Source organism: Micromonospora sp. U21 (assembly GCF_018070045.1).
Classification (GTDB): domain Bacteria; phylum Actinomycetota; class Actinomycetes; order Mycobacteriales; family Micromonosporaceae; genus Micromonospora.
In genome coordinates this window covers 219605-239090 of sequence record NZ_JAGPYK010000004.1, presented here as the reverse complement: position 1 = coordinate 239090, position 19486 = coordinate 219605, and the positions used below count along the sequence as shown (strand labels likewise).

General features: G+C 70.8%; 12 protein-coding genes. 8 read left to right on the top strand and 4 right to left on the bottom strand.

What is annotated here, in order from left to right; all coding sequences use genetic code 11:
* Window positions 1-221: 221 nt before the first annotated feature.
* Window positions 222-1712, bottom strand: coding sequence for a catalase (locus KBX63_RS07430; protein ID WP_210909836.1), 1491 nt, complete (start codon window positions 1710-1712; stop codon window positions 222-224).
* Window positions 1713-1927: 215 nt separating this feature from the next.
* Here KBX63_RS07430 and KBX63_RS07425 point away from each other — a divergent pair, with 215 nt between their 5' ends.
* The 5 genes from KBX63_RS07425 (at window position 1928) to KBX63_RS07405 (ending at window position 6172) form a co-directional block, all read left to right on the top strand.
* On the top strand, window positions 1928-2524 hold the full coding sequence (locus KBX63_RS07425) for a hypothetical protein (RefSeq protein ID WP_210909834.1): 597 nt from the start codon (window positions 1928-1930) through the stop codon (window positions 2522-2524).
* An 11-nt stretch (window positions 2525-2535) separates the two neighbouring features.
* The gene (locus KBX63_RS07420; RefSeq protein ID WP_210909832.1) at window positions 2536-3465 is read left to right on the top strand and encodes a hypothetical protein; all 930 of its coding nucleotides are present in this window, start codon (window positions 2536-2538) and stop codon (window positions 3463-3465) included.
* A gap of 208 nt (window positions 3466-3673) precedes the next feature.
* The gene (locus tag KBX63_RS07415; protein ID WP_210909831.1) at window positions 3674-5338 is read left to right on the top strand and encodes a sodium:solute symporter family protein; all 1665 of its coding nucleotides are present in this window, start codon (window positions 3674-3676) and stop codon (window positions 5336-5338) included.
* A 15-nt stretch (window positions 5339-5353) separates the two neighbouring features.
* Complete coding sequence (locus tag KBX63_RS07410; RefSeq protein ID WP_210909829.1) at window positions 5354-5662, top strand: hypothetical protein; 309 nt, start codon at window positions 5354-5356, stop codon at window positions 5660-5662.
* 123 nt (window positions 5663-5785) lie between these two features.
* The gene (locus KBX63_RS07405; RefSeq protein WP_210909800.1) at window positions 5786-6172 is read left to right on the top strand and encodes a hypothetical protein; all 387 of its coding nucleotides are present in this window, start codon (window positions 5786-5788) and stop codon (window positions 6170-6172) included.
* Between the two features lie 119 nt (window positions 6173-6291).
* On the opposite strand, the gene KBX63_RS07400 is transcribed toward KBX63_RS07405, so the two are convergent.
* Window positions 6292-8055, bottom strand: a complete 1764-nt coding sequence (locus KBX63_RS07400) for a glycoside hydrolase family 6 protein (protein ID WP_210909787.1) — start codon at window positions 8053-8055, stop codon at window positions 6292-6294.
* 608 nt (window positions 8056-8663) lie between these two features.
* Here KBX63_RS07400 and KBX63_RS07395 point away from each other — a divergent pair.
* Together KBX63_RS07395 and KBX63_RS07390 are read left to right on the top strand one after the other, a co-directional pair.
* The gene (locus KBX63_RS07395) at window positions 8664-9926 is read left to right on the top strand and encodes a hypothetical protein (RefSeq protein WP_210909785.1); all 1263 of its coding nucleotides are present in this window, start codon (window positions 8664-8666) and stop codon (window positions 9924-9926) included.
* A 1-nt stretch (window position 9927) separates the two neighbouring features.
* Entirely contained in the window at window positions 9928-10632 is a 705-nt protein-coding gene (locus KBX63_RS07390; protein WP_210909783.1) for a class F sortase, read from the top strand.
* 70 nt (window positions 10633-10702) lie between these two features.
* Here the strand turns inward: KBX63_RS07390 and KBX63_RS07385 are convergent, their stop codons facing one another.
* Window positions 10703-15784: an NAD-glutamate dehydrogenase gene (locus KBX63_RS07385; RefSeq protein ID WP_210909781.1), complete on the bottom strand. Its 5082-nt coding sequence runs from the start codon at window positions 15782-15784 to the stop codon at window positions 10703-10705.
* Between the two features lie 290 nt (window positions 15785-16074).
* On the opposite strand from KBX63_RS07385, the gene KBX63_RS07380 reads away from it, so the two are divergent.
* Window positions 16075-18039: a penicillin-binding transpeptidase domain-containing protein gene (locus KBX63_RS07380; protein ID WP_210909779.1), complete on the top strand. Its 1965-nt coding sequence runs from the start codon at window positions 16075-16077 to the stop codon at window positions 18037-18039.
* A gap of 136 nt (window positions 18040-18175) precedes the next feature.
* Here KBX63_RS07380 and KBX63_RS07375 read toward each other — a convergent pair whose 3' ends face one another.
* Window positions 18176-19456 carry an arginase family protein gene (locus tag KBX63_RS07375; protein ID WP_210909777.1) on the bottom strand — a complete coding sequence of 427 codons (1281 nt, stop codon included), beginning with the start codon at window positions 19454-19456 and terminating at the stop codon, window positions 18176-18178.
* Window positions 19457-19486 lie beyond the last annotated feature (30 nt).

Here is a 19486-nt window from a genome sequence, read left to right as displayed (position 1 = left end):
CAGGAGGGGCGCCGGCACCGCCGGGCAACGCGCCGGCCGGCTGCGCCCGACCAGGAGGCCGGGCACCGGCGCGGGCGCCTTGGGCAGGATACGTAATCGCGCGGCGTTGCACTACCGCCTGTCGCGCCAACATGGACGCTCCGGAATCCGCTGGGCCGGCACGGCGAGCGCCCCGCCGGTGTACCGGCGGGGCGCTCGTGGTCGTGCGGTACGGGTACGGGTCAGGCGTTGGCGGCGATGCCGAGCCCCTCGGCGACCCGCCGGCCGTAGTTCTCGTCGCACTGGCTGAAGTGCCAGACCATCTTCTCCTGGATGTGCTTGTCGCACCGGGCCAGCAGCGTGGTCAGGTTGAGGATCAGGTCGTCGCGCTCCCAGTCCGCCATCTCGCGGAAGCGCCGGCCGGCCTGGGAGTAGTTGTTCTGCCGCTCGATCGGGGCCTTCATGACCTGCCCCGAGACGAACGGGCGGTACTCCCGGTAGGACTCGTCGGCCTCCTGGAGACCGGCGACCGAGGACGGCTCGAAGTTGATGTGCGGGTTCCCGCCCCGGTTGTCCACGCCGTACGACATCTGGCCGCCGCCCTGGTTGGTGCTGACCTGGACGTCCTCGCGCGGCCGGTTGACCGGCAGCTGGAGGTAGTTCGGGCCGACCCGGTAGCGCTGGGTGTCCGAGTAGGAGAAGGTGCGCCCGATGAGCATCTTGTCGTCGGAGAAGTCGATGCCGTCGACCAGCACACCGGTGCCGAAGGCGATCTGCTCGTTCTCGTTGTGGTGGTCGGTGATGTTGCGGTTGAGCGTCATCATGCCCACCGACAGGTAGGGGAACCGCTCCTCCGGCCAGATCTTGGTGTCGTCGAGCGGGTCGAAGTCCAGCTCCGGGTGCTCGTCGTCGCTCATGATCTGCACGTTGAGCTCCCACTGCGGGTACTCGCCGCGCTCGATCGCCTCGTAGAGGTCCTTGGAGGCGTGGCCCAGCTCGGTGGCCTGGATCGCGTCCGCCTCCGCCTGGGTCAGGTTGTGCTCGCCCTGCTGGGTCATCCAGTGGAACTTGACCAGCACACCCTCGCCGTGCACGTTGACGAGACGGTAGGTGTTGACCCCGGAGCCACGCATGGTGCGGTAGTTCTTCGGGATGCCGTACGGGGAGAAGAGCCAGGTCAGCATGTGCATCGACTCCGGCGTGTTCGACATGAAGTCGAAGATCCTGTTCGGCTCCTGACGGAAGGTCACCGGGTCCGGCTTCAGCGCGTGGATCACGTCGGGGAACTTGATCGCGTCGCGGATGAAGAAGACCTGGAGGTTGTTGCCCACCACGTCCCAGTTGCCGTCCTCGGTGCGGAACTTGACCGCGAAACCGCGCGGGTCGCGGGCGGCCTCGGAGGAGTCCCGGCCCCCGATGACGGTGGAGAACCGGATGGTGACCGGGGTCTTCTTGCCCCTCGTCTGGAACAGCTTGGCGCGGGTGTACTTCGCCGCCGGTTCGTCACCGATCGTCCCGTACGCCGCGAACTCGCCGTGCGCGACGAAACCGCGCGCGTGCACGACCCGCTCCGGGATCCGCTCCCGGTCGAAGTGGCTGATCTTCTCCAGGAAGTGGTAGTTCTCCAGCGTGGCGGGGCCACGCGAACCGACCGTCCGCTGCTGCTGGTTGTTGTGCACGGGGTGGCCCTGCCGGGTGGTGAGGATCGGCTTGCTGTCCTGTGGGTCGCTCATCGCTCTCCTCCAGAGTCGGACCTGACCGGCATCACCCCACCCAAGCGCGCTTTCTGGAATGAGTCAAATTTTGGCTGGATCCCGTGCTGTGGCCTCGTCATCGCACGAACGGCAACACGTTCCGCGACACCGGACACGGACCGTTGAGGAAAGTGCCCCGGATCGGGATTGGCGATCAGTGCCGCGAGGGAATACGAGGTGACGAAGGAGGAGCCATGTCGCCCACGCAGATAATCGTCGTCGTGCTCGTCGTGCTGGTGCTCGTCGCGGCACTGGCCGCGGCCGTCCGGACACTCGGCCGCCGCCGCGGGCTGCGCAGCCGGTTCGGGCCGGAGTACGACCGGGTGGTGGCGGAGCAGGACAGCCGGTCCGCCGCGGAGCGCGAGCTGCGCGACCGGGAACGCCGGCACGCCGAGCTCACGCTCACCCCGCTCAGTCCGGAGTCCCGGGCGCGGTACGCCGCCGCCTGGGAGGAGCTTCAGGTCCGCTTCGTCGACTCGCCCGGCGAGACCGTGGGCGACGCGGATGAGCTGGTCACCCGGCTCATCGAGGAACAGGGCTATCCGACCGGGGACTTCTCGGACCAGATCGCCCATCTCTCCGTCGACCACGCCCGCACGCTGACCAACTACCGGGACGCGCACGAGATCCACCTGCGCAACTCCCGGGGCGAAGCCAGCACCGAGGAGCTGCGCCAGGCGGTCGTGCACTACCGGGCACTCTTCGCCGACCTGCTCGGTGAGGAGCCGGTCGGCCACCGTCCGCCCGAACAACGTCACCCGGACACCCCGCACGACGCCACGAGCCGCTGAGGAGGCCACCGATGCGCCAGGAAGAGCCGCAGGTGAGCAACGACCATCCGGAGGCCGGCCGGTCCGCGCCGGTGCCGGTGCCGCCGGCCGGCGACCGGGCCGGTCGCGCGGACGTGCCCGAGGACGCCCTGGACGACCGGGGCACCTTCGACGACCCGTCGGCCTCGGACGACAAGACCGACGAGCGCGAGTTCCATGAGCCGGGGCCGCTGCCGACCACCTTCGGCGCCACCACGGTGGCCGATGCGGTGGCGGCGTCCGCGCTGGCCAGCCCGCGCCCGGAGGACCAGCCGGACCCCCGGGCCGAGCGGACCGCCCAGCCCGGGGACGGCGCCGAGGACGGCGAGCGTGAGGGTCTGCGTGCCGACCCCACCGCCGAGCTGCACCGCCGGGGCACCGATCCGGAGACCGACGACGCCCGCGCCGACGCGGACACGTCCATGCGGACCGTCGCTCCGCCGGGGAGCACGGACGGTGGACCCGAGCGGCGCAGTGATCTGACCGCAGCCGGCGGCGACCCGGACGCGGCCGCCTACGGCAGCGCCACGCCGGGAATGGTCGACCCGGACGCGGTCTCGCCGGATGCCGACCCGGTGCTGGCCCCCAGTGGCGCCGGCGCCTCGCTGGAGTCGGCCGGTACGTCGCGACCCGCCGGGTCGACCGTGGCGGCCGAGCCGGCCACGCTTCTCGACGCGGAGACCGCGCAGCGTTTCCAGGACCGCTGGCGGGACGTGCAGCTGCGTTTCGTGGACGATCCGCAGGCCGCGGCCGGCGAGGCGCAGTCGCTGGTGGAAGAGGCCATCCAGGCGCTCGCGTCGGCGCTGGCCGCGCAGAAGAACGCGCTGGGCGGGTGGCAGGACGCCGGGTCGGCGGACACCGAGCAACTGCGCATGGCGGTACGCCGCTACCGGGACTTCCTGGACCGCGTGCTGGGTCGCTGAGCGACAGACCACGGGCGCCCCGGCCAGCCGGCCGGGGCGCCCTGGCACGCCCGGGGAGCCGTCCCGCCCGTTCTCCCGCCGGATCGACCTGGTGGAGACCGCCCGATCGGGCCCGAACACGGCGGACCCGACATGCAGGCGTGAAAACGCCCGTTCGGGGTAATAGGGCGCGCGCGATCGAACGGGCGGCGGACGAGGGGTGACGGCGATGGACGACGGCGGCGGCGGTCTTCGGCTCGACATGAATGTCCTGGACTACCTCATCCTGGCCCTCTATTTCGTCACCGTCCTCGGGGTCGGCTTCGCCGCCCGCCGGGCGATCCGCACCAGCGTGGACTTCTTCCTCTCCGGCCGGTCCCTGCCGGCCTGGGTGACCGGTCTCGCCTTCGTCTCCGCGAACCTGGGCGCGCTGGAGATCATCGGGATGGCCGCGAACGGCGCCCAGTACGGCGTGATGACGGTCCACTACTACTGGATCGGCGCGGTGCCGGCGATGGTTTTCCTGGGCATCGTGATGATGCCCTTCTACTACGGTTCCAAGGTCCGCAGCGTGCCGGAGTACCTGCGGCTGCGGTTCAACCGCCCCACCCACCTGCTGAACGCGCTCAGCTTCGCCGTCGCCCAGGTGCTGATCGCCGGAGTGAACCTGTACGCGCTGGCCCTGGTGATGCAGGCCCTGCTCGGCTGGCCGCTCTGGACCGCGATCGTGGTCGGCGCGGCGATCGTGCTGGCGTACATCACCATCGGCGGTCTGTCCGGGGCGATCTACAACGAGGTGCTCCAGTTCTTCGTCATCCTGGCCGGCCTCATCCCGGTCACCGTGATCGGCCTGGTCAAGGTGGGCGGGGTGTCCGGGCTGATGGACGCGGTCCGCGACTCCAAGCTCGGGGAGGCGGGCCTGCACGCCTGGCAGGACACCGGCACCACCGCCAACCCGCTCGGCGCGCACTGGATCGGCATCGTCTTCGGCCTCGGCTTCGTGCTCTCGTTCGGCTACTGGACAACCAACTTCGCCGAGGTTCAGCGGGCGCTGTCGGCGAAGAACATGAGCGCCGCCCGGCGTACGCCGATCATCGCCGCGTACCCGAAACTGTTAATCCCCCTGGTCACGGTCATCCCCGGCCTGGTGGCCCTGGTGACGGTGAAGGGCCTCGGCGCGGAGAGCGGCGACCTGCAGTACAACAACGCCATCCCGCTGCTGATGCGCGACCTGCTCCCCAACGGCGTGCTCGGGGTGGCGGTCACCGGCCTGCTCGCCTCGTTCATGGCGGGCATGGCGGCCAACGTGAGCGGCTTCAACACCGTCTTCACCTACGACATCTGGCAGTCGTACATCCGCCGCGACCGGTCGGACGAGTACTACCTGCGGATCGGCCGGTGGGCGACGGTCGCGGCCGTGGTGATCGGCATCGGCACCGCGTTCATCGCGGCCGGGTTCAGCAACATCATGAACTACATCCAGGCGCTCTTCTCCGTCTTCAACGCGCCACTCTTCGCCACCTTCATCATCGGCATGTTCTGGAAGCGGATGAGCGCGCTGGCCGGCTTCTGGTCGCTGCTGCTGGGCACCCTGGTGTCGCTGAGCCTCTACCTGCTCTACAAGGGCGGAGTGGTCCACTTCAACTCCGACCTGGAGGAGAGTTTCTGGGGTGCCGGCCTCGCGTTCGCCACGGCGGTGGTGGTCGCCGCGATCATCACGCCGCTCACCGCGCCGAAACGCGACGAGGAACTGCGCGGGCTGGTCTACGGCATGGGCGGCGTCGACCTGAAGGGCGATGTGCTCGCGGGCGACGCCGCCTGGTACCGCTCCCCCGTGCTGCTCGGCGTGATCGCGGTCGCGCTGGCCGCCCTCTTCTACATCCCGGTCTTCTAGGAAAGGGGTCGGCAGATGAGCAACGACGGCCAGCCGGCACAGGACCCGCTGATCGACGAGACGCAGAAGGAGCAGCGCCGCTCCGCCGCGGCGCGGCTGTTCGACATCCGCCGGGTGATCGGTGGTCTCTTCGTGGCGTACGGGGTCATCGTGACCTTGATCGGCGTCTTCGACAGCCGGGCCGAGATCGACAAGGCCGAGGGCGTCCGGATCAACCTGTGGGCCGGTCTGGTGATGCTCGCCTTCGGCCTGCTCATGCTGCTCTGGCAGTGGCTGCGCCCGGCCGAGCCACCCGCGCCGAACGAGAAGGATCCCGGTAGCTGACCGACGGCGCGCCCACCGGGTGGTCGGCGCACATCGGCCCACCCGGGGGCGCGGGGCATGGGCGCCGCCCGAGGGGGTACGCGAGGGGGATCAGGCAACGTGTCGGACACAGGAGGCAGCACCATGACCGATCGCGACCGCCGACCCCCGCTGGAGGAGAGCCCGGAGATGGCCGCGGCGGCGGACGATGACAGCACCGTCCCGCAGCTGCGGACCGGGGGCGGCCCGGACCGGGACACCCCGGCCTTCGGTGAACCCCGCACCCGGCCGGACGACCTCGCGCCGGACACCGACGATCTGCTCGGCGACCCGTACGCCGCCGGCACCGGGGCGACCGGAACGGGCACCGGCGCCGGCGGGGACAACATCCGTACCGGCGCGGAACAGCCCTGGGAGCCGGAGGACCTGGTGATGGCCCGCGGGCAGGACCTCACCCCGGAGAACCTGGACAGGGCCCGCCGTGACCTGGCCGAGCAGGGTCGGGCGGCGATCGAGCGCACCGTGCCCTGAGCAGGGCGCACGAGGGGGTCCCCGGCCCGACCGTCACGGTCGGACCGGGGACCCGGGGAACCTGCCGCCGGCAGTGCCTCACCTACCACCGGCGGCGGGTGGGTGCGGGAGCGATCCGGTCAGAGCGCCGGGTACGCGTTGCGCATCAGCTCCTGGAACTGCGCGGAGAACCACGCGCCGGAGATCGGCGCGTTCGGCAGGGCACCCGTCGCACTGTTGCCGTTGCGGGGGTTGCCGGTGTAGGTCGGGTCGCACATCCGGTCGAAGCCCTTGCCCTCGTCGTTCGGGATCAGCTCGCTGGAACCGTCCGACTCGCCCGGAGGCTTCACCCAGACGTACGCGTCGATGCCCGGCTCGGGAGCCGGCCGGGGCCGCTCGCCGAGGCCCGCGCCGGCCTGGTTGCACCAGTTGCCGGCGTGGATCCGGCGGTCGATCCGACCACCGTTGACGTAGGTGTCCACACTGGTCGTCGCGCCCGGTCCGGTGGGCCGGGCGGTGCCGCCCCAGCCGTTGCGGGAGGTGTCGATCAGCATGCCGATGCCGGAGTTGAAGCCGACCTGGACCAGCTTGTCGCGGAACGCCTGGGCGAACGACAGCTCGTCTACGTAGAAGTTCCAGTCGATCCACTTCGACTGCCGCACCGACTGGCCGTTCACGTTGTCAGTGATCTTGATGTACGGCTCGCGCAGGGCAGAGTAGTTCGCCGTGTTGACGATGAACCCGTGCACGTTGGCCACCGTGCTGCCGGAGGCGACCGCGGCGGTCTTCAGGAGATCGGCGGTCGGGCCGAAGTTGGTGTCCCAGCCGATCCAGCCGTGGTGCGCGGCGTCGATGTAGTTGTAGACGTTGCCGAGCGTGCCCAGCTTGGCCAGGGCGTAGCCGACGCCGTTGACGTACGCGCCGTTGGCCTTGACCGTGTCGCACATCGCCGTGCCGCCGGCCTGCCCGGAGGTGTTCGTCACCAGGTTGGGCAGCGAGTCGATCTCGATGATGTTGATGATGCGGATGTTCCGGTACTTCGGGTCGGCCTGGATCGCGGCGATCGGGTCGATGTACTCGGCCTTGTACCTGGGCAGGTCGTCCGGGCCCAGTTCACCGTTCGAGGCGAGCGCGGCGCAGTCCCGGCCGGGCAGGTTGTAGATCACGAACTGGATGTAGCCGGCGCCCTGGCGCAGCGCCTCCTCCAGGTGGTCACGCACTCCGAAGGCGCCGTTGGAGCTGCTGTCCGGGGTGCCGTTGATGGCGGCGATCCGGTCCAACCACACCGCGGTCGGGTTGTTGGAAATCCTGCTGCCGCCCGGCTCGGCGTCCGCCTTGGCCTTCCACTCGGGGTTCACGTATCCCCGGGCCCCGGCGTACGGGTTGTCCACCTTGCTGCCGGTGGGCGGCGGCGTGGTCGGTGGGGGCGTGGTCGGCGGTGGGGTCGTCGGCGGTGGCGTGGTCGGCGGCGTGGTGCCACCGTTGCAGGTCACCCCGTTGAGGGTGAACGAGGTCGGCTTGGGGTTGCTGCCGCTCCACGCGCCGTTGAACCCGATGCTGGTAGACGCGCCGGTGGCGAAGCTGCCGTTGTAGGACAGGCTGCGGGCGGTGACCTGGCTGCCGGACTGGGTGAACTCGGCCGACCAGCCCTGCTGCACCCGCTGACCGGAGTTCGGGAAGGTCCACCCGAGCGTCCAGCCGTTGACCGGGTCACCGATGTTCTTGATGGTGATGTTCGCGCTGAAGCCACCGGGCCACTCGTTCGCCGAGTAGGCGATGTCGCACTGGGTCGCGGCGTGCGCCGCGGTGACGGGGATCGTCACCAACCCACCGGCGACCAGGACGCCCGCGCCGGCGAGCGCGAGGGCCCGGCGTGGGCCGGACAGCCTTCTCCACACATTCATGCCACTGATCTCCTTGGGCGAGACCGGGCTCGCGTACGGCCCGGCGGGACGGCCCGGTGGGCGTCCTGGACGGACGGCCGCCGGCGCCAACGGGATTCATCGGGGGTGCCCGACCCGGACGGGCGGTGGGTGGTGTGGTGAACGACCGGCAAGCGGCCGGTCGGCGGCGGGATGTCGTCCGGCGGACCGGATGCCCTCAACTCCCCTGCCTGCGCGGTGTGGCTCCCCGAACCGCGTGCGCCGATTCTTGCATGGGAGCGCTTCCATGGCAATGGCTCAATGTGTTCGAGCGGCGACGTCCGTGACCCGAGGCGGACGATACCTCCGACTGTGCGCGACCGGCACGAGCGGCTCCAGGGCCGCCGCTACCGGATGGCCCGACCAGGCCGACACAGCGAGCGCGGAACACCCTGGTGCACGCGGAACCCGGAGTCGCGCTCCCAGACGGCGTTCGGCGTAAAAAAAGCCGCGTAGCACCCCTTTGCCGCTTAGCAACAGTAAAGGTCAAAACACGAATCTTTCCCTTGATAGTTCATGAAACGGTCTAACGTCGGTCTTAGCTCGGTTGTCGCCGGGCTCAGGACAACAGGGATGGAGTGACGCAGGTCATGGCTAAGAAGATGCTCGGGAAGGTCGTTGCGGGCGCCGCGCTGGGCGGCGCGTCGCTCCTGGTGTTCACGCCGGGGATCGCGTTCGCCGATGGGCACCACGACGGTGGCAAGGACCGTGACGGCAAGGTTTTCGCCAAGCCGCACGTCGTCAAGGCCGGCGAAGAGGTCAAGCTCCTCGAGGTCTGCCCGGATCGCCAGGAGCACGCGTTCGTGTGGTCCAAGGTCACCGGCAAGGTCAAGCTCAAGCCGGTGCACGACGACCGGAGCGACGACCGCGGCGACGAGCACGGCAAGGACGACAAGGGCAAGGACGAGAACGGCAAGGACCACAACGGCAAGGACGAGCACGGCAAGGACGAGAACGGCAAGGACCACAACGGCAAGGACGAGCACGGCAAGGACGAGAACGGCAAGGACCACAACGGCAAGGACCACAACGGCAAGGACCACAACGGCAAGGACCACAACGGCAAGGACCACAACGGCAAGGACGAGAACGGCAAGGACCACAACGGCAAGGACGAGAACGGCGGCCAGGGCGGCGGCGCTGCTGACGGGTACAGCGACGAGAACCGCAAGGACGAGGACCGCAAGGACGACAAGGGCAAGGACCACAACGGCAAGGACGAGAACCGCAAGGACGAGGACCGCAAGGACGAGGACCGCAAGGACGAGGACCGCAAGGACTGGAAGGGCGACGAGCACGGCCAGGACGCGGACCACGGCCGCGACAAGAAGGACTGGGACTCCAAGGACGAGGACAAGAAGGACTGGGAGTCCAAGGACCACGACGAGTACGGCTCGGACAAGGGCTGGGAGTCCAAGGACAACGGCTCCGAGTACGGCTCGGACAACGGCAAGGACCGTGACGGGTACGGCTCGGACGAGCGCGGCGATCGCGGCAAGGACCGTGACGACCACGGCAAGGACCGTGACGACCACGGCAAGGACCGCGGCGACCGCGGCGACAACGGCAAGGACCGTGACGAGGACCGCTGGGAGCACAAGCGGGACTTCGTCTACTACGGCGAGGCCAAGGTCGACAAGGACGCCCGCCCGGGTCGCTACGAGCTCAAGGGCTCGTGCGGCGAGGGTGAGCTCGTCGTGCTGCCCCGCGGCGGGGTCGACGGTGGTGACGGGGGCGCGAGCACCGGCACCGACCGTGGCCTGGCCACCGGTGGGGCGAGCCTGCTCGGCGCTGCCGCGCTGGGCGGGATCGTGCTGATGCGTCGTCGGCGGACCGATGGTTCGCTCGTCTGACGTGACGACGACACGGGCCGGCGGCCGTCACGGGAAACCGTGGCGCGCCGCCGGCGCGGTCGTCGTCGTCACCCTCGCCATGATCGGTGCTGGCATGATCGGCGCCGCGCTGAAGACCACGCCCTCTCCCCGCCCGCCGCAGCCCCTGGCCCAGGCCGGTCCCGAGGTCACCGGACCGGCTGTCACCGGCACGGAAGCCCCGCCGGTCGACGGTGAACCTGCCGCCGACGGGGACGTTCCGGCGGGATTGGCGCGGTCCGCCCCGACCGGCATCGAGATCCCCAAGATCGGCGTCAACGCGACGATCATGTCGCTGGGCACCAACCCGGACGGCACCGTCCAGGTCCCCCCGCTGGAGCAGGCCGACCAGGCCGGCTGGTACGAGCCGGGCGCGAGCCCCGGCGAGACCGGTAACGCGGTCATCGTCGGGCACGTGGACTCGGCGAAGCTCGGCCCGGCCGTCTTCTTCGACCTCGGCTCTCTCGTCCCCGGCGACACCATCACCGTGCGGCGCGCGGACGGCCAACCGGTCGCCTTCAGGGTCGACTCGGTGAAGTCGTACCCGAAGGCGTCCTTCCCCACCGAGCTGGTGTACGGGCCGAACGACCGGCCCGGCCTCCGGGTGGTCACCTGCGGCGGTCAGTTCGACCAGGCCGCCAAGAGCTACCCGGACAACGTGGTCGTCTTCGCCACCCTGGCGGAGTGACCCGCGACAGCGAACCCGGTCCGGCCGGTCGGGGTGACCCGACCGGCCGGACCGCGTCCGGCGTACCTGATCAGGCGGCGGCGGAGGTCCGCACCAGGGTGCGGATCTGGCGCAGCAGCACGGACAGGGCGGCGAGATCCGCCCGCGACTCGTCGAACTCCCCCATCGCCCGGCGCGCCCGGTGGATCGAGGTGGCGTTCGACTGCTCCCACTGCTGCACCCGCTCGTGCGGCGGCAGCTGATCCGGCGTGGAGCCGAGCACCTCCGCGGTGAGCGCGGCCAGCGCGGCGTACAGGTCGTAGCGCAGCGCCATCCGGGCCAACGTCTGCCAACGGTCCTCCCGCGGCAGCAGGGAGATCTTCGACAGCAGCGAGTCCACCCGGAACAGGTCGGAGAGCACGAAGTAGACCGAGGCCACCTCGCCCACGTCCCGCCCGCTGCGGGTCGCGGTCTCCACCACGTCCATCAGGCCGAAGCTGTACATCAACCGGGTCGCCTGCTCGGCCAGCTCACGCGGCAGCCCACGCTCGGTCATCGAGTCGATGTGCGCCGCGATGGCCTGCCGCTCGGTGCCGTAGAACAGCTCCTCCAGCCCCGGCAGCAGCCGGGCCACCCCGTCGCGCAGCCGGGCGATCTCACCCGGTACGTCGATCGGCGAGCGCCGGTTGGACACCAGCCACCGCACCGCGCGGTCGAGCAGCCGCCGGGTGTCCAGGTAGACGCTGGTCTGCAGCTCCGGCGCCACCTTGTTGTCCAGCGCCTCGACCGCTTCCCACAGGTCGCGCAGCCCGAACACCTCGCTGACCACCACATAGGCCCGGATCACGTCGGCCGCGCTGGCCGCGGTCTCCTCGACCACCCGGAAGACGAACGAGATGCCGCCCCGGTTGATCGCCTCGTTGACCAGCACGGTGGTGACGATGTCCCGGCGCAGCCGGTGCCGGCCCATCCGGTCGGCGAACCGCTCGCGCATCGGAGTCGGGAAGTAGTTGACCAGGACCTCGGTCGTCCACTCCTCGTCGGCCAGCCCCTCGGTGAGGATCTCCCGTTCCAGGACGATCTTCACGTACGCGAGCAGCACCGCGAACTCCGGCGCGGTCAGGCCGGACTCGTTGCGGACCGCCAGCTCCTCGTCCGGCGGCAGCGCCTCCAGTGCCCGGTCCAACGCGCCCGAGCGCTCCAGATCATTGATCATCCGCCGGTGCACCGGGAGCAGCGAGGCGGCCTGGGCCTGGGCATTGTTGATCGCCCGGGCCTGGTCGTAGTTGTCCCGCAGCACCAGCTCCGCGACCTCGTCGGTCATCTCGGCCAGCAGCTCGTCCCGGGCAGCCGTGGTCAGCTCCCCGTCGGCGACCGCGGTGTTCAGCAGGATCTTGATGTTCACCTCGTGGTCGGAGGTGTCCACCCCGGCCGCGTTGTCGATGAAGTCGGTGTAGATCCGGCCACCGGTCAACGCGTACTCGATCCGGCCGAGCTGGGTCCAGCCCAGGTTGCCGCCCTCGCCCGCCACGCGGCAGCGCAGGCTGCGCCCGTCCACCCGGATCGCGTCGTTGGACTTGTCGCCCACCTCGGCGTTGGTCTGGCTCGACGCCTTGACGTAGGTGCCGATGCCGCCGTTCCAGAACAGGTCCACCGGCGCGGTCACGATCGCCTTCATCAGCTCCTGCGGCGACATCTGCGTGACGTCGTCGTCCAGGCCGATGGCCGCCCGGACCTGCGGCGTGATCGGGATGGACTTGGCGGTACGCGAGAAGATGCCGCCGCCCGCCGAGATCAGCTCCGGGTTGTAGTCCTCCCACGAGGACCGGGACAGGTCGAACAGCCGCCGGCGCTCCGCGTACGAGGTCGCCGCGTCCGGGTCCGGGTCCAGGAAGATGTGCCGGTGGTCGAAGGCGGCCACCAGCCGGATGTGCTCCGAGAGCAGCATCCCGTTTCCGAACACGTCGCCGGACATGTCGCCGACACCCACCACGGTGAAGTCCTGGGTCTGGGTGTCCAGGCCCAGCTCCCGGAAGTGCCGCTTGACCGACTCCCAGGCGCCCCGGGCGGTGATGCCCATCTTCTTGTGGTCGTAGCCGGCCGAACCGCCGGAGGCGAACGCGTCGCCCATCCAGAAGTTGTGGGCCATGGAGATCTCGTTGGCGATGTCGGAGAACGTCGCGGTGCCCTTGTCCGCCGCCACGACCAGATACGGGTCGTCGCCGTCGTGGCGCACCACGTCGGCGGGCGGCACGATCTGCCCGCTGACGATGTTGTCGGTGACGTCCAGCATCGCGCCGACGAACTCCTGGTAGCAGGCGACCGCCTCGTCCCGGTCGCCCGGCTTCTGCTTGAGCACGAAGCCACCCTTGGCGCCCACCGGCACGATCACGGTGTTCTTCACCATCTGCGCCTTGACCAGGCCGAGCACCTCGGTGCGGAAGTCCTCCCGACGGTCGGACCAGCGCAGCCCGCCCCGGGCCACCGGCCCGAACCGCAGGTGCACACCCTCGAACCGGGGCGAGTAGACGAAGATCTCGAACTTCGGCCGCGGGGCCGGCAGGTCCGGAATGGCCTGCGGATCGAGCTTGAAGGCCACGTACGCCTTCGGCCGCCCGCCGACCGGCTTCTGGTAGAAGCTGGTCCGCAGGGTCGCCTCGATCAGCGTCAGGTACGAGCGCAGGATCCGGTCCTGGTCGAGGCTGGCAACGTCGTCCAGCGCGCCCCGGATCGTCTCCACCAGCTCACCGCTGCGCTGCTGGCGCTGCTCCGCGCTCAGCTCACCCGGCGCGAACCGGGTTTCGAAGAGCTCCACCAGCAGCGCGGCGACCTTCGGGTACGCGATGAAGGTCTGCTCCATGTAGTCCTGCGAGAAGACCGTACCGGCCTGCCGCAGGTACTTCGCGTACGCCCGCAGCACCACCACCTGTCGCCAGGTCAGCCCGCCGCGCAGCACCAGCTCGTTGAACCGGTCCACCTCGGCCTCGCCGCGCCAGGCCGCCGCGAACGCGTTCTCCACGTGCGGACGCACCTCGGCCAGCTCCTGGTGCCCCTCGGGCAGCATGAGGCCGAAGTCGTAGAGGTAGATCCGGCCGTCGACCCGGTCCACCTCGTACGGGTGCTCGTCGACCACGCGGACGCCGAGCGAGTGCAGCACCGGCAGTACCGCGGAGAGCATCATCGGCTCGCCGTACCGGTAGACCTTGAACCGGACGTCCATCGCCTCGATCAGGTCGGCCCCCGGGACCCGGGTGCCGGGCCGGGGGGCGAGCTGCTTGCGGAACAGGTGCATCTCCAGCTGGCCGGGCTCCTCCAGCAGCTCCAGCTTGGCCAGGTCCTTCATCGCCTCGTACGGCGTGTGCCCATCCTTGTAACCCTCCGGGAACGCGTCGGCGTACCGGGCGAACAGGTGCTTGGCCTGCTCGTCGCCGAGCTTGCGCTCCAGCACCAGCCGGTAGTCGTCGTCCCAGAGGCGGGTCGCGTCGGCCAGCTCCTCGGCGAGCAGGTCGGCGTCGATCTCGCCGGGTGGCCGGGTCGGGTCGGTGCGGACGATGAAGTGGACCCGGGCCAGCATCGACTCGGTGACCCGGGTGGTGTAGTCCACCCCGACACCGTTCAGCTCGCGCAGCAGGATGTCCTGCATCCGTAGCCGGTTCTGCGTGGTGAACCGGTCCCGGGGCAGGTAGATCAGGCAGGAGATGAAACGCCCGTAGGCGTCCCGACGCAGGAAGACCCTCAGCTGGCGACGGCCGGCCATCCTCAGCACGCCGATCACCGCGTGGTACAGGTCGTCGGTCTTGATCTGGAACAGCTCGTCGCGCGGGTAGGTCTCCAGGATCTGGAGCAGGTCCTTGCCGGAGTGGCTGCGACGGCTCAGGCCGGAGCGGTCCAGGACCTCGGCCACCTTGCGGCGCACCACCGGCAGCTCCCGCACGCTGGTCCGGTACGCGGCGGTGGAGAACAGCCCCAGGAAGCGACGCTCGCCGATCACCTCACCGGCCTCGTTGAAGATCTTGAAGCCGATGTAGTCCAGATACGCCGAGCGGTGCACGGTGGCCCGCGAGTTGGCCTTGGTGATGATGAGCAGGCGCTTCTCCAGCACCTTCTCGTGGGCCTCCGGCGTCATCGACGCCAGCGAACGGGCCTCCGGCGAATCCGACCGCAGGATGCCCAGACCGGTGCCGAGCACCGCCTCCAGGGCCTGACCGTCGACCACCTCCGCGCCGTCGCCGCCGGGAGCATCCACCAACCGGTACTCCCGGTAGCCGAGGAAGGTGAAATGGTCCTGGGCGAGCCAGCGCAGCAGCTCCACCGAGTCGGTGATGTCCTTCTCCGGCACCGGCGGGCGGTTGTCGGAGGTCCGCGCGGCGGCCAGCTCGTCGGCCAGGGCCAGGGCGCGCTGGCGCATCTTCGGCCAGTCCTCCACCGCCTCCCGCACGTCGGTGAGCACCCGCTGCAGCTCGCGGCGCAGCCGCTCACGCTCGGCCGCGTCCCGGACCGGGTCGATCTCGATCCGCATCCAGCTCTCGATGATGTCGCCGGCGATCGCGTCGTCCGGCTCCACGTCCGCGGAGACCTCGGTGAGCCGGCCCAGCGGCTCGCGCCGGACCACGACCAGCGGGTGCACCAGCAGGTGCACGTCCAGGTGGTATGAGTTGAGCAGCGCGGTCACCGAGTCGACCAGGAACGGCATGTCGTCGGTGACGATCTCGACGACGGTGTGGTGCTGGTCCGCGTGCGGTTCGTGGATCCGCAGCTTCAGCTCGCCGGGCACCCGCTGCTGGGCGAGGTCCCGGTGCGCGCGGGCAGCGTCGAGCATCTCCTCCGCCGTGAAGCCGACCAGTTCCTCGTCCGGGGCGAACCGCCAGAAGCGTCCCACCAGGGTCGCCGCGTCGTGGTCGTCCCCGGCGAGCGCGACAGCCTGCGCCACCAGGCGCTCCGCGTTGGGCACCGGTTCGTCGAGCTCGGCGTCCTCCACGTCGTCGGCCAACGCCTCGGTCGGCAGGCCCAGATCGTAGATGGTGTCGATGCTCGACCCGGTCAGCCCGGTCACTCCCGAGTCGAGCCGGCCGTAGCCGTCCCCGTCGGTCGCCGAATCGAAGCTGTCGTCGTCCCGGCCGGAGTCATCCTGCCGGAGGTCGGGTTCCGGTTTGATCGCCGGACGCCGGTCCATCGGTGCCACTCCCCTCGACCCACCGCGTTGTGGGTCACTCTGCCGCCCAGCCTAGGCCCTACCGCTCTGCACCTTCGTCGGCGGACCACTGGCCGGACGTCCGGATCGGGACTCTGTCCTTTCACCCGTTGCGGGTCCGAGGTTGGCCGGTTGCGGGATACCCCGCCACGCGATGTTCATCACACCGGCGCGGTCCGTCTTTCCGCACGTCGGGCGGCACTACGGGACGCTGGGGACAGCGGTCGCGTACTACCGTGCAGGGGCAGTCCGAGATCGGAAGGACCCGCTCCATGCCCCTGTCGTACCCCCGGCCCCACCGGCCGAACCACCGGCGGAGGGTCGCCGCCCTCACCGCGACCCTGCTCACCGCCGGTCTGCTGGCCGCCTGCTCCGGCGAGGACGGGCCGCAGCGCAGCGTCGACGCCTTCCTCGCCGGCTGGCGCGGCGGCGACCTTCAGGCGGTCGGCCTGGTCGACACGACCGGCGCCAAACTGCCGGCGGCCGAGGTGACGCGCGAGATCACGGAGCTCTCCGGCGAGCTGGCGGCCACCCCGCCCACGCTGACCCGCCGGGGTGAGCCGAAGGTCACCGCCGACATCGCGACCGCGCCCATCCGGGTGGAGTGGAAGCTGCCGGGTGAGACCCGCTGGGCGTACGACCGGGAGCTGCGGCTCGTCAAGGGCGACGACGACCAGTGGCAGGTGATGTGGGAGCCCCGGGTGGTGCACGAGCAGCTGACCAAGGGTGACCGGATGGGGCTGCGCCGCGACACCGGCCCCCGGGCCGGGCTGCTGGACCAGGCCGGGCAGCCGATCGTGGCGCCCCGCCCGGTGGTCCGCGTGGGTGTGCAGCCGAACCAGGTCACCGACATCAAGAAGCTGGTCAAGGATCTCGGCTCGGGCTTCAAGGCGATCCGACCGGCCCTGGTCCCCGCCGTCGACCTGTCCGACCTGCCCGACCGGGTGGCCAAGGCCGAGCCGGGCGCTCTCGTCGAGGTGGTGACCCTGCGCGAGGAGGCGTACCGGCAGATCAAGCCTCGGATCTACGATCTGCCCGGCACCAAGTTCGTGTCCGACAAGCTCGACCTGGCGCCGACCCGGGAGTTCGCCCGCGCGCTGCTCGGCACGGTCGACCCGGCGCAGGCCGACGACCTCGCCGCGCACCCCGACCGCTACGTCGCCGGTGACCTCGTCGGGCACGGCGGACTGCAGGGCCGCTACGACGAGCGGTTGCGCGGCGGCCCGGGGCTGACCGTCGTGGTCGAGCGGCCCGCCGAGGACGGCAAGCTGGCGCCCACCGGCACCGAGCTGTTCCGTCGGGAGCCGCAGCCCGGTCAGCCTCTGAAGACCACCCTGGACGTGGCCGCCCAGAACGCGGCCGACGGCGCGCTGCGCGCCGAGCCGCGCCGGTCCGCCCTGGTGGCGGTGCGGATCAGCGACGGTGCGGTGCTCGCCGCGGCCAACGGGCCCGGGCCGGCCGGGGAGAACCTGGCCTTCACCGCCCAGGTGCCGCCGGGGTCGACGTTCAAGATGGTCAGCGCGTTGGGTCTGCTGGACCGCGGCGCGGTCACGCTGGACGGGCCGGTGCAGTGCCCGAAGACCTTCACCGTCGACGGTCGGTCGTTCAAGAATTCGGACAATTTCCAGCTCGGCTCGGTGCCGTTCCGCACCGACTTCGCCAAGTCCTGCAACACGGCGTTCGCCGCGCTGGCCCCGAAGCTGGGCGGCGACGGGCTGGCCGCCGCCGGCCGCTCGCTGGGCCTGGAGGGGCAGTGGGACCTCGGCACCGACGCGTTCACCGGCAAGGTGTCGGCGGGCGGCAGCCTCGCCGAGCAGGCCGCCGCCTCGTTCGGGCAGGGCACCACACTGGTCAGCCCCCTGGCGATGGCCGGCGCCACCGCCGCGGTCGCCCGGGGCCGCTTCGAGCAGCCGAAGCTGCTGGTCGACCCGGCGCCGGCCAAGCCGGCCGCGGCCGGCGAGCCGCTCAAGCGCGAGTCGGTCGAGGCGCTGCGCACCATGATGCGCGAGGTGATCACCGCCGGCACCGGCAGCGCGCTCAGGGACGTGCCGGGTGGCGAGGTGTACGGCAAGACCGGCACCGCCGAGTACGACGACAACCCGGCCCACACGCACGCCTGGTTCGTCGGCTGGCGGGGTGACGTCGCGTTCGCCGTCTTCGTGGAGAAGGGCGGCGCCAGCACCGCGTCCGCCGTACCGATCGCCGAGCGTTTCCTGCGCGCCCTCCCGGCCCGCTGATCCGCCAGTTCCAAGCGCCGACTGGGCGGTGATCCACTCCGGGTCGCTGATATCGGGGTGTCCGAGACACCTGGACACCCCGATATCGCCGATACCGTTCGATCACACCAACCCGACCGCCCTCAGGGCGGAGTGGTCAGGCAGTGTCCGCGTTGGAGCGGTCGGTGGGCTCCGGGACGGTTGGCGAGGGTCGTCGTAGCAGGCCCGGGCCGGCCGACGCGGGTGGGCCGACCGGTTCCCGCTCGACCGGAGCCGGGATGCCGGCCGGCTCCGAGTGGACCGGACCGAGGATGCCGAGCGGCTCCGGCTCGGCCGGGGCCGCGCCGCCGAGGGGCAGCCGGCCCGCCGCCGGACGGGCACCGGAGGGCTCGGCATCGGCCTCGTCGCCGGTCGCGGGACGCGGTTCGTCGGGTCGCTCGGTGACGACCGCGGGCCGGCCGTTGCCGCGCCGTGGGGTGGGGGCGGCCGGCCGGGCCGACAGCAACCGGGGCGGCACCGCCTCGGGGGCGGTGACCGGGGCCAGGCCGGCCACCACGGTGTTGACGATCTCGGCCGCGTAGGAGCCGTCCGGGTCGTAGTCGGGGTCGAAGACGGTCAGCTCGACGCCGAGGCAGTGCGGGGTGTCGACCAGGCCGGCGAGCAGGATCTCCAGCTCGGCGAAGGCGATCCCGCCCGGGTCCGGCGCGTCCACGGCGGGCATCACCGCCGGGTCGAGCACGTCCACGTCGATGTGCACCCAGTAGCCCGCGCAGTCGGCGAGCTGTTCGTGCGCCCACTGGGCCGTCCGGGCGGCGCCTTCGGCGCGCAGCGAGGGCACCGGCCGGGTGACGATCCCGGCAGCCTGGAGGTCGAGCCGGTATTCGTCCTGCGCCCGGATGCCGAGCACCACCACGTCGATGTCGCGGAAGTAGGGTCGGCGCCCCTCCAGCGCGGCCAGGTCGGCCTGCCCCCGCCCGGTGACCAGGGCCAGGTCCTCGCCAGCCGCAGCGCCCACGTAGGAGGCGTTGCCGGGGTGCCGGAAGTCGGAGTGACCGTCCACGAAGACCAGCCCGATCCGCCCGCCGACCGCCTCTCCGAGGCGGTGCATGGCCAGCGCCGAGCCGAGCAGCACGGAGCAGTCGCCGCCCAGCACCACCGGGAACTCCCCCCGGTCGATGATGGAGCCGATCCGCTCGGCGAGCGCCAGTGAGTAGTCGGCGATCTCCCGGGCGTGGCACACCCCGTCGCCGGGCCGCCAGTCACCCGGGTCGTACCGGGGTGGGGTGATGCAGCCGGCGTCGCGGGCCCGCAGTCGGGCCAGCAGGTCGTGGTCGCGCAGCGCACCGGGCGCCTTGGCGCAGCCCGGGACCGAGGTGGACGTCGGTGGCCGCAGACCGAGATTTGTCGGCGCGTCGAGGACGGCGATCCGGCGCATCATGAGCTCCCGTCCTCGGTGGTCGGGCGGGCC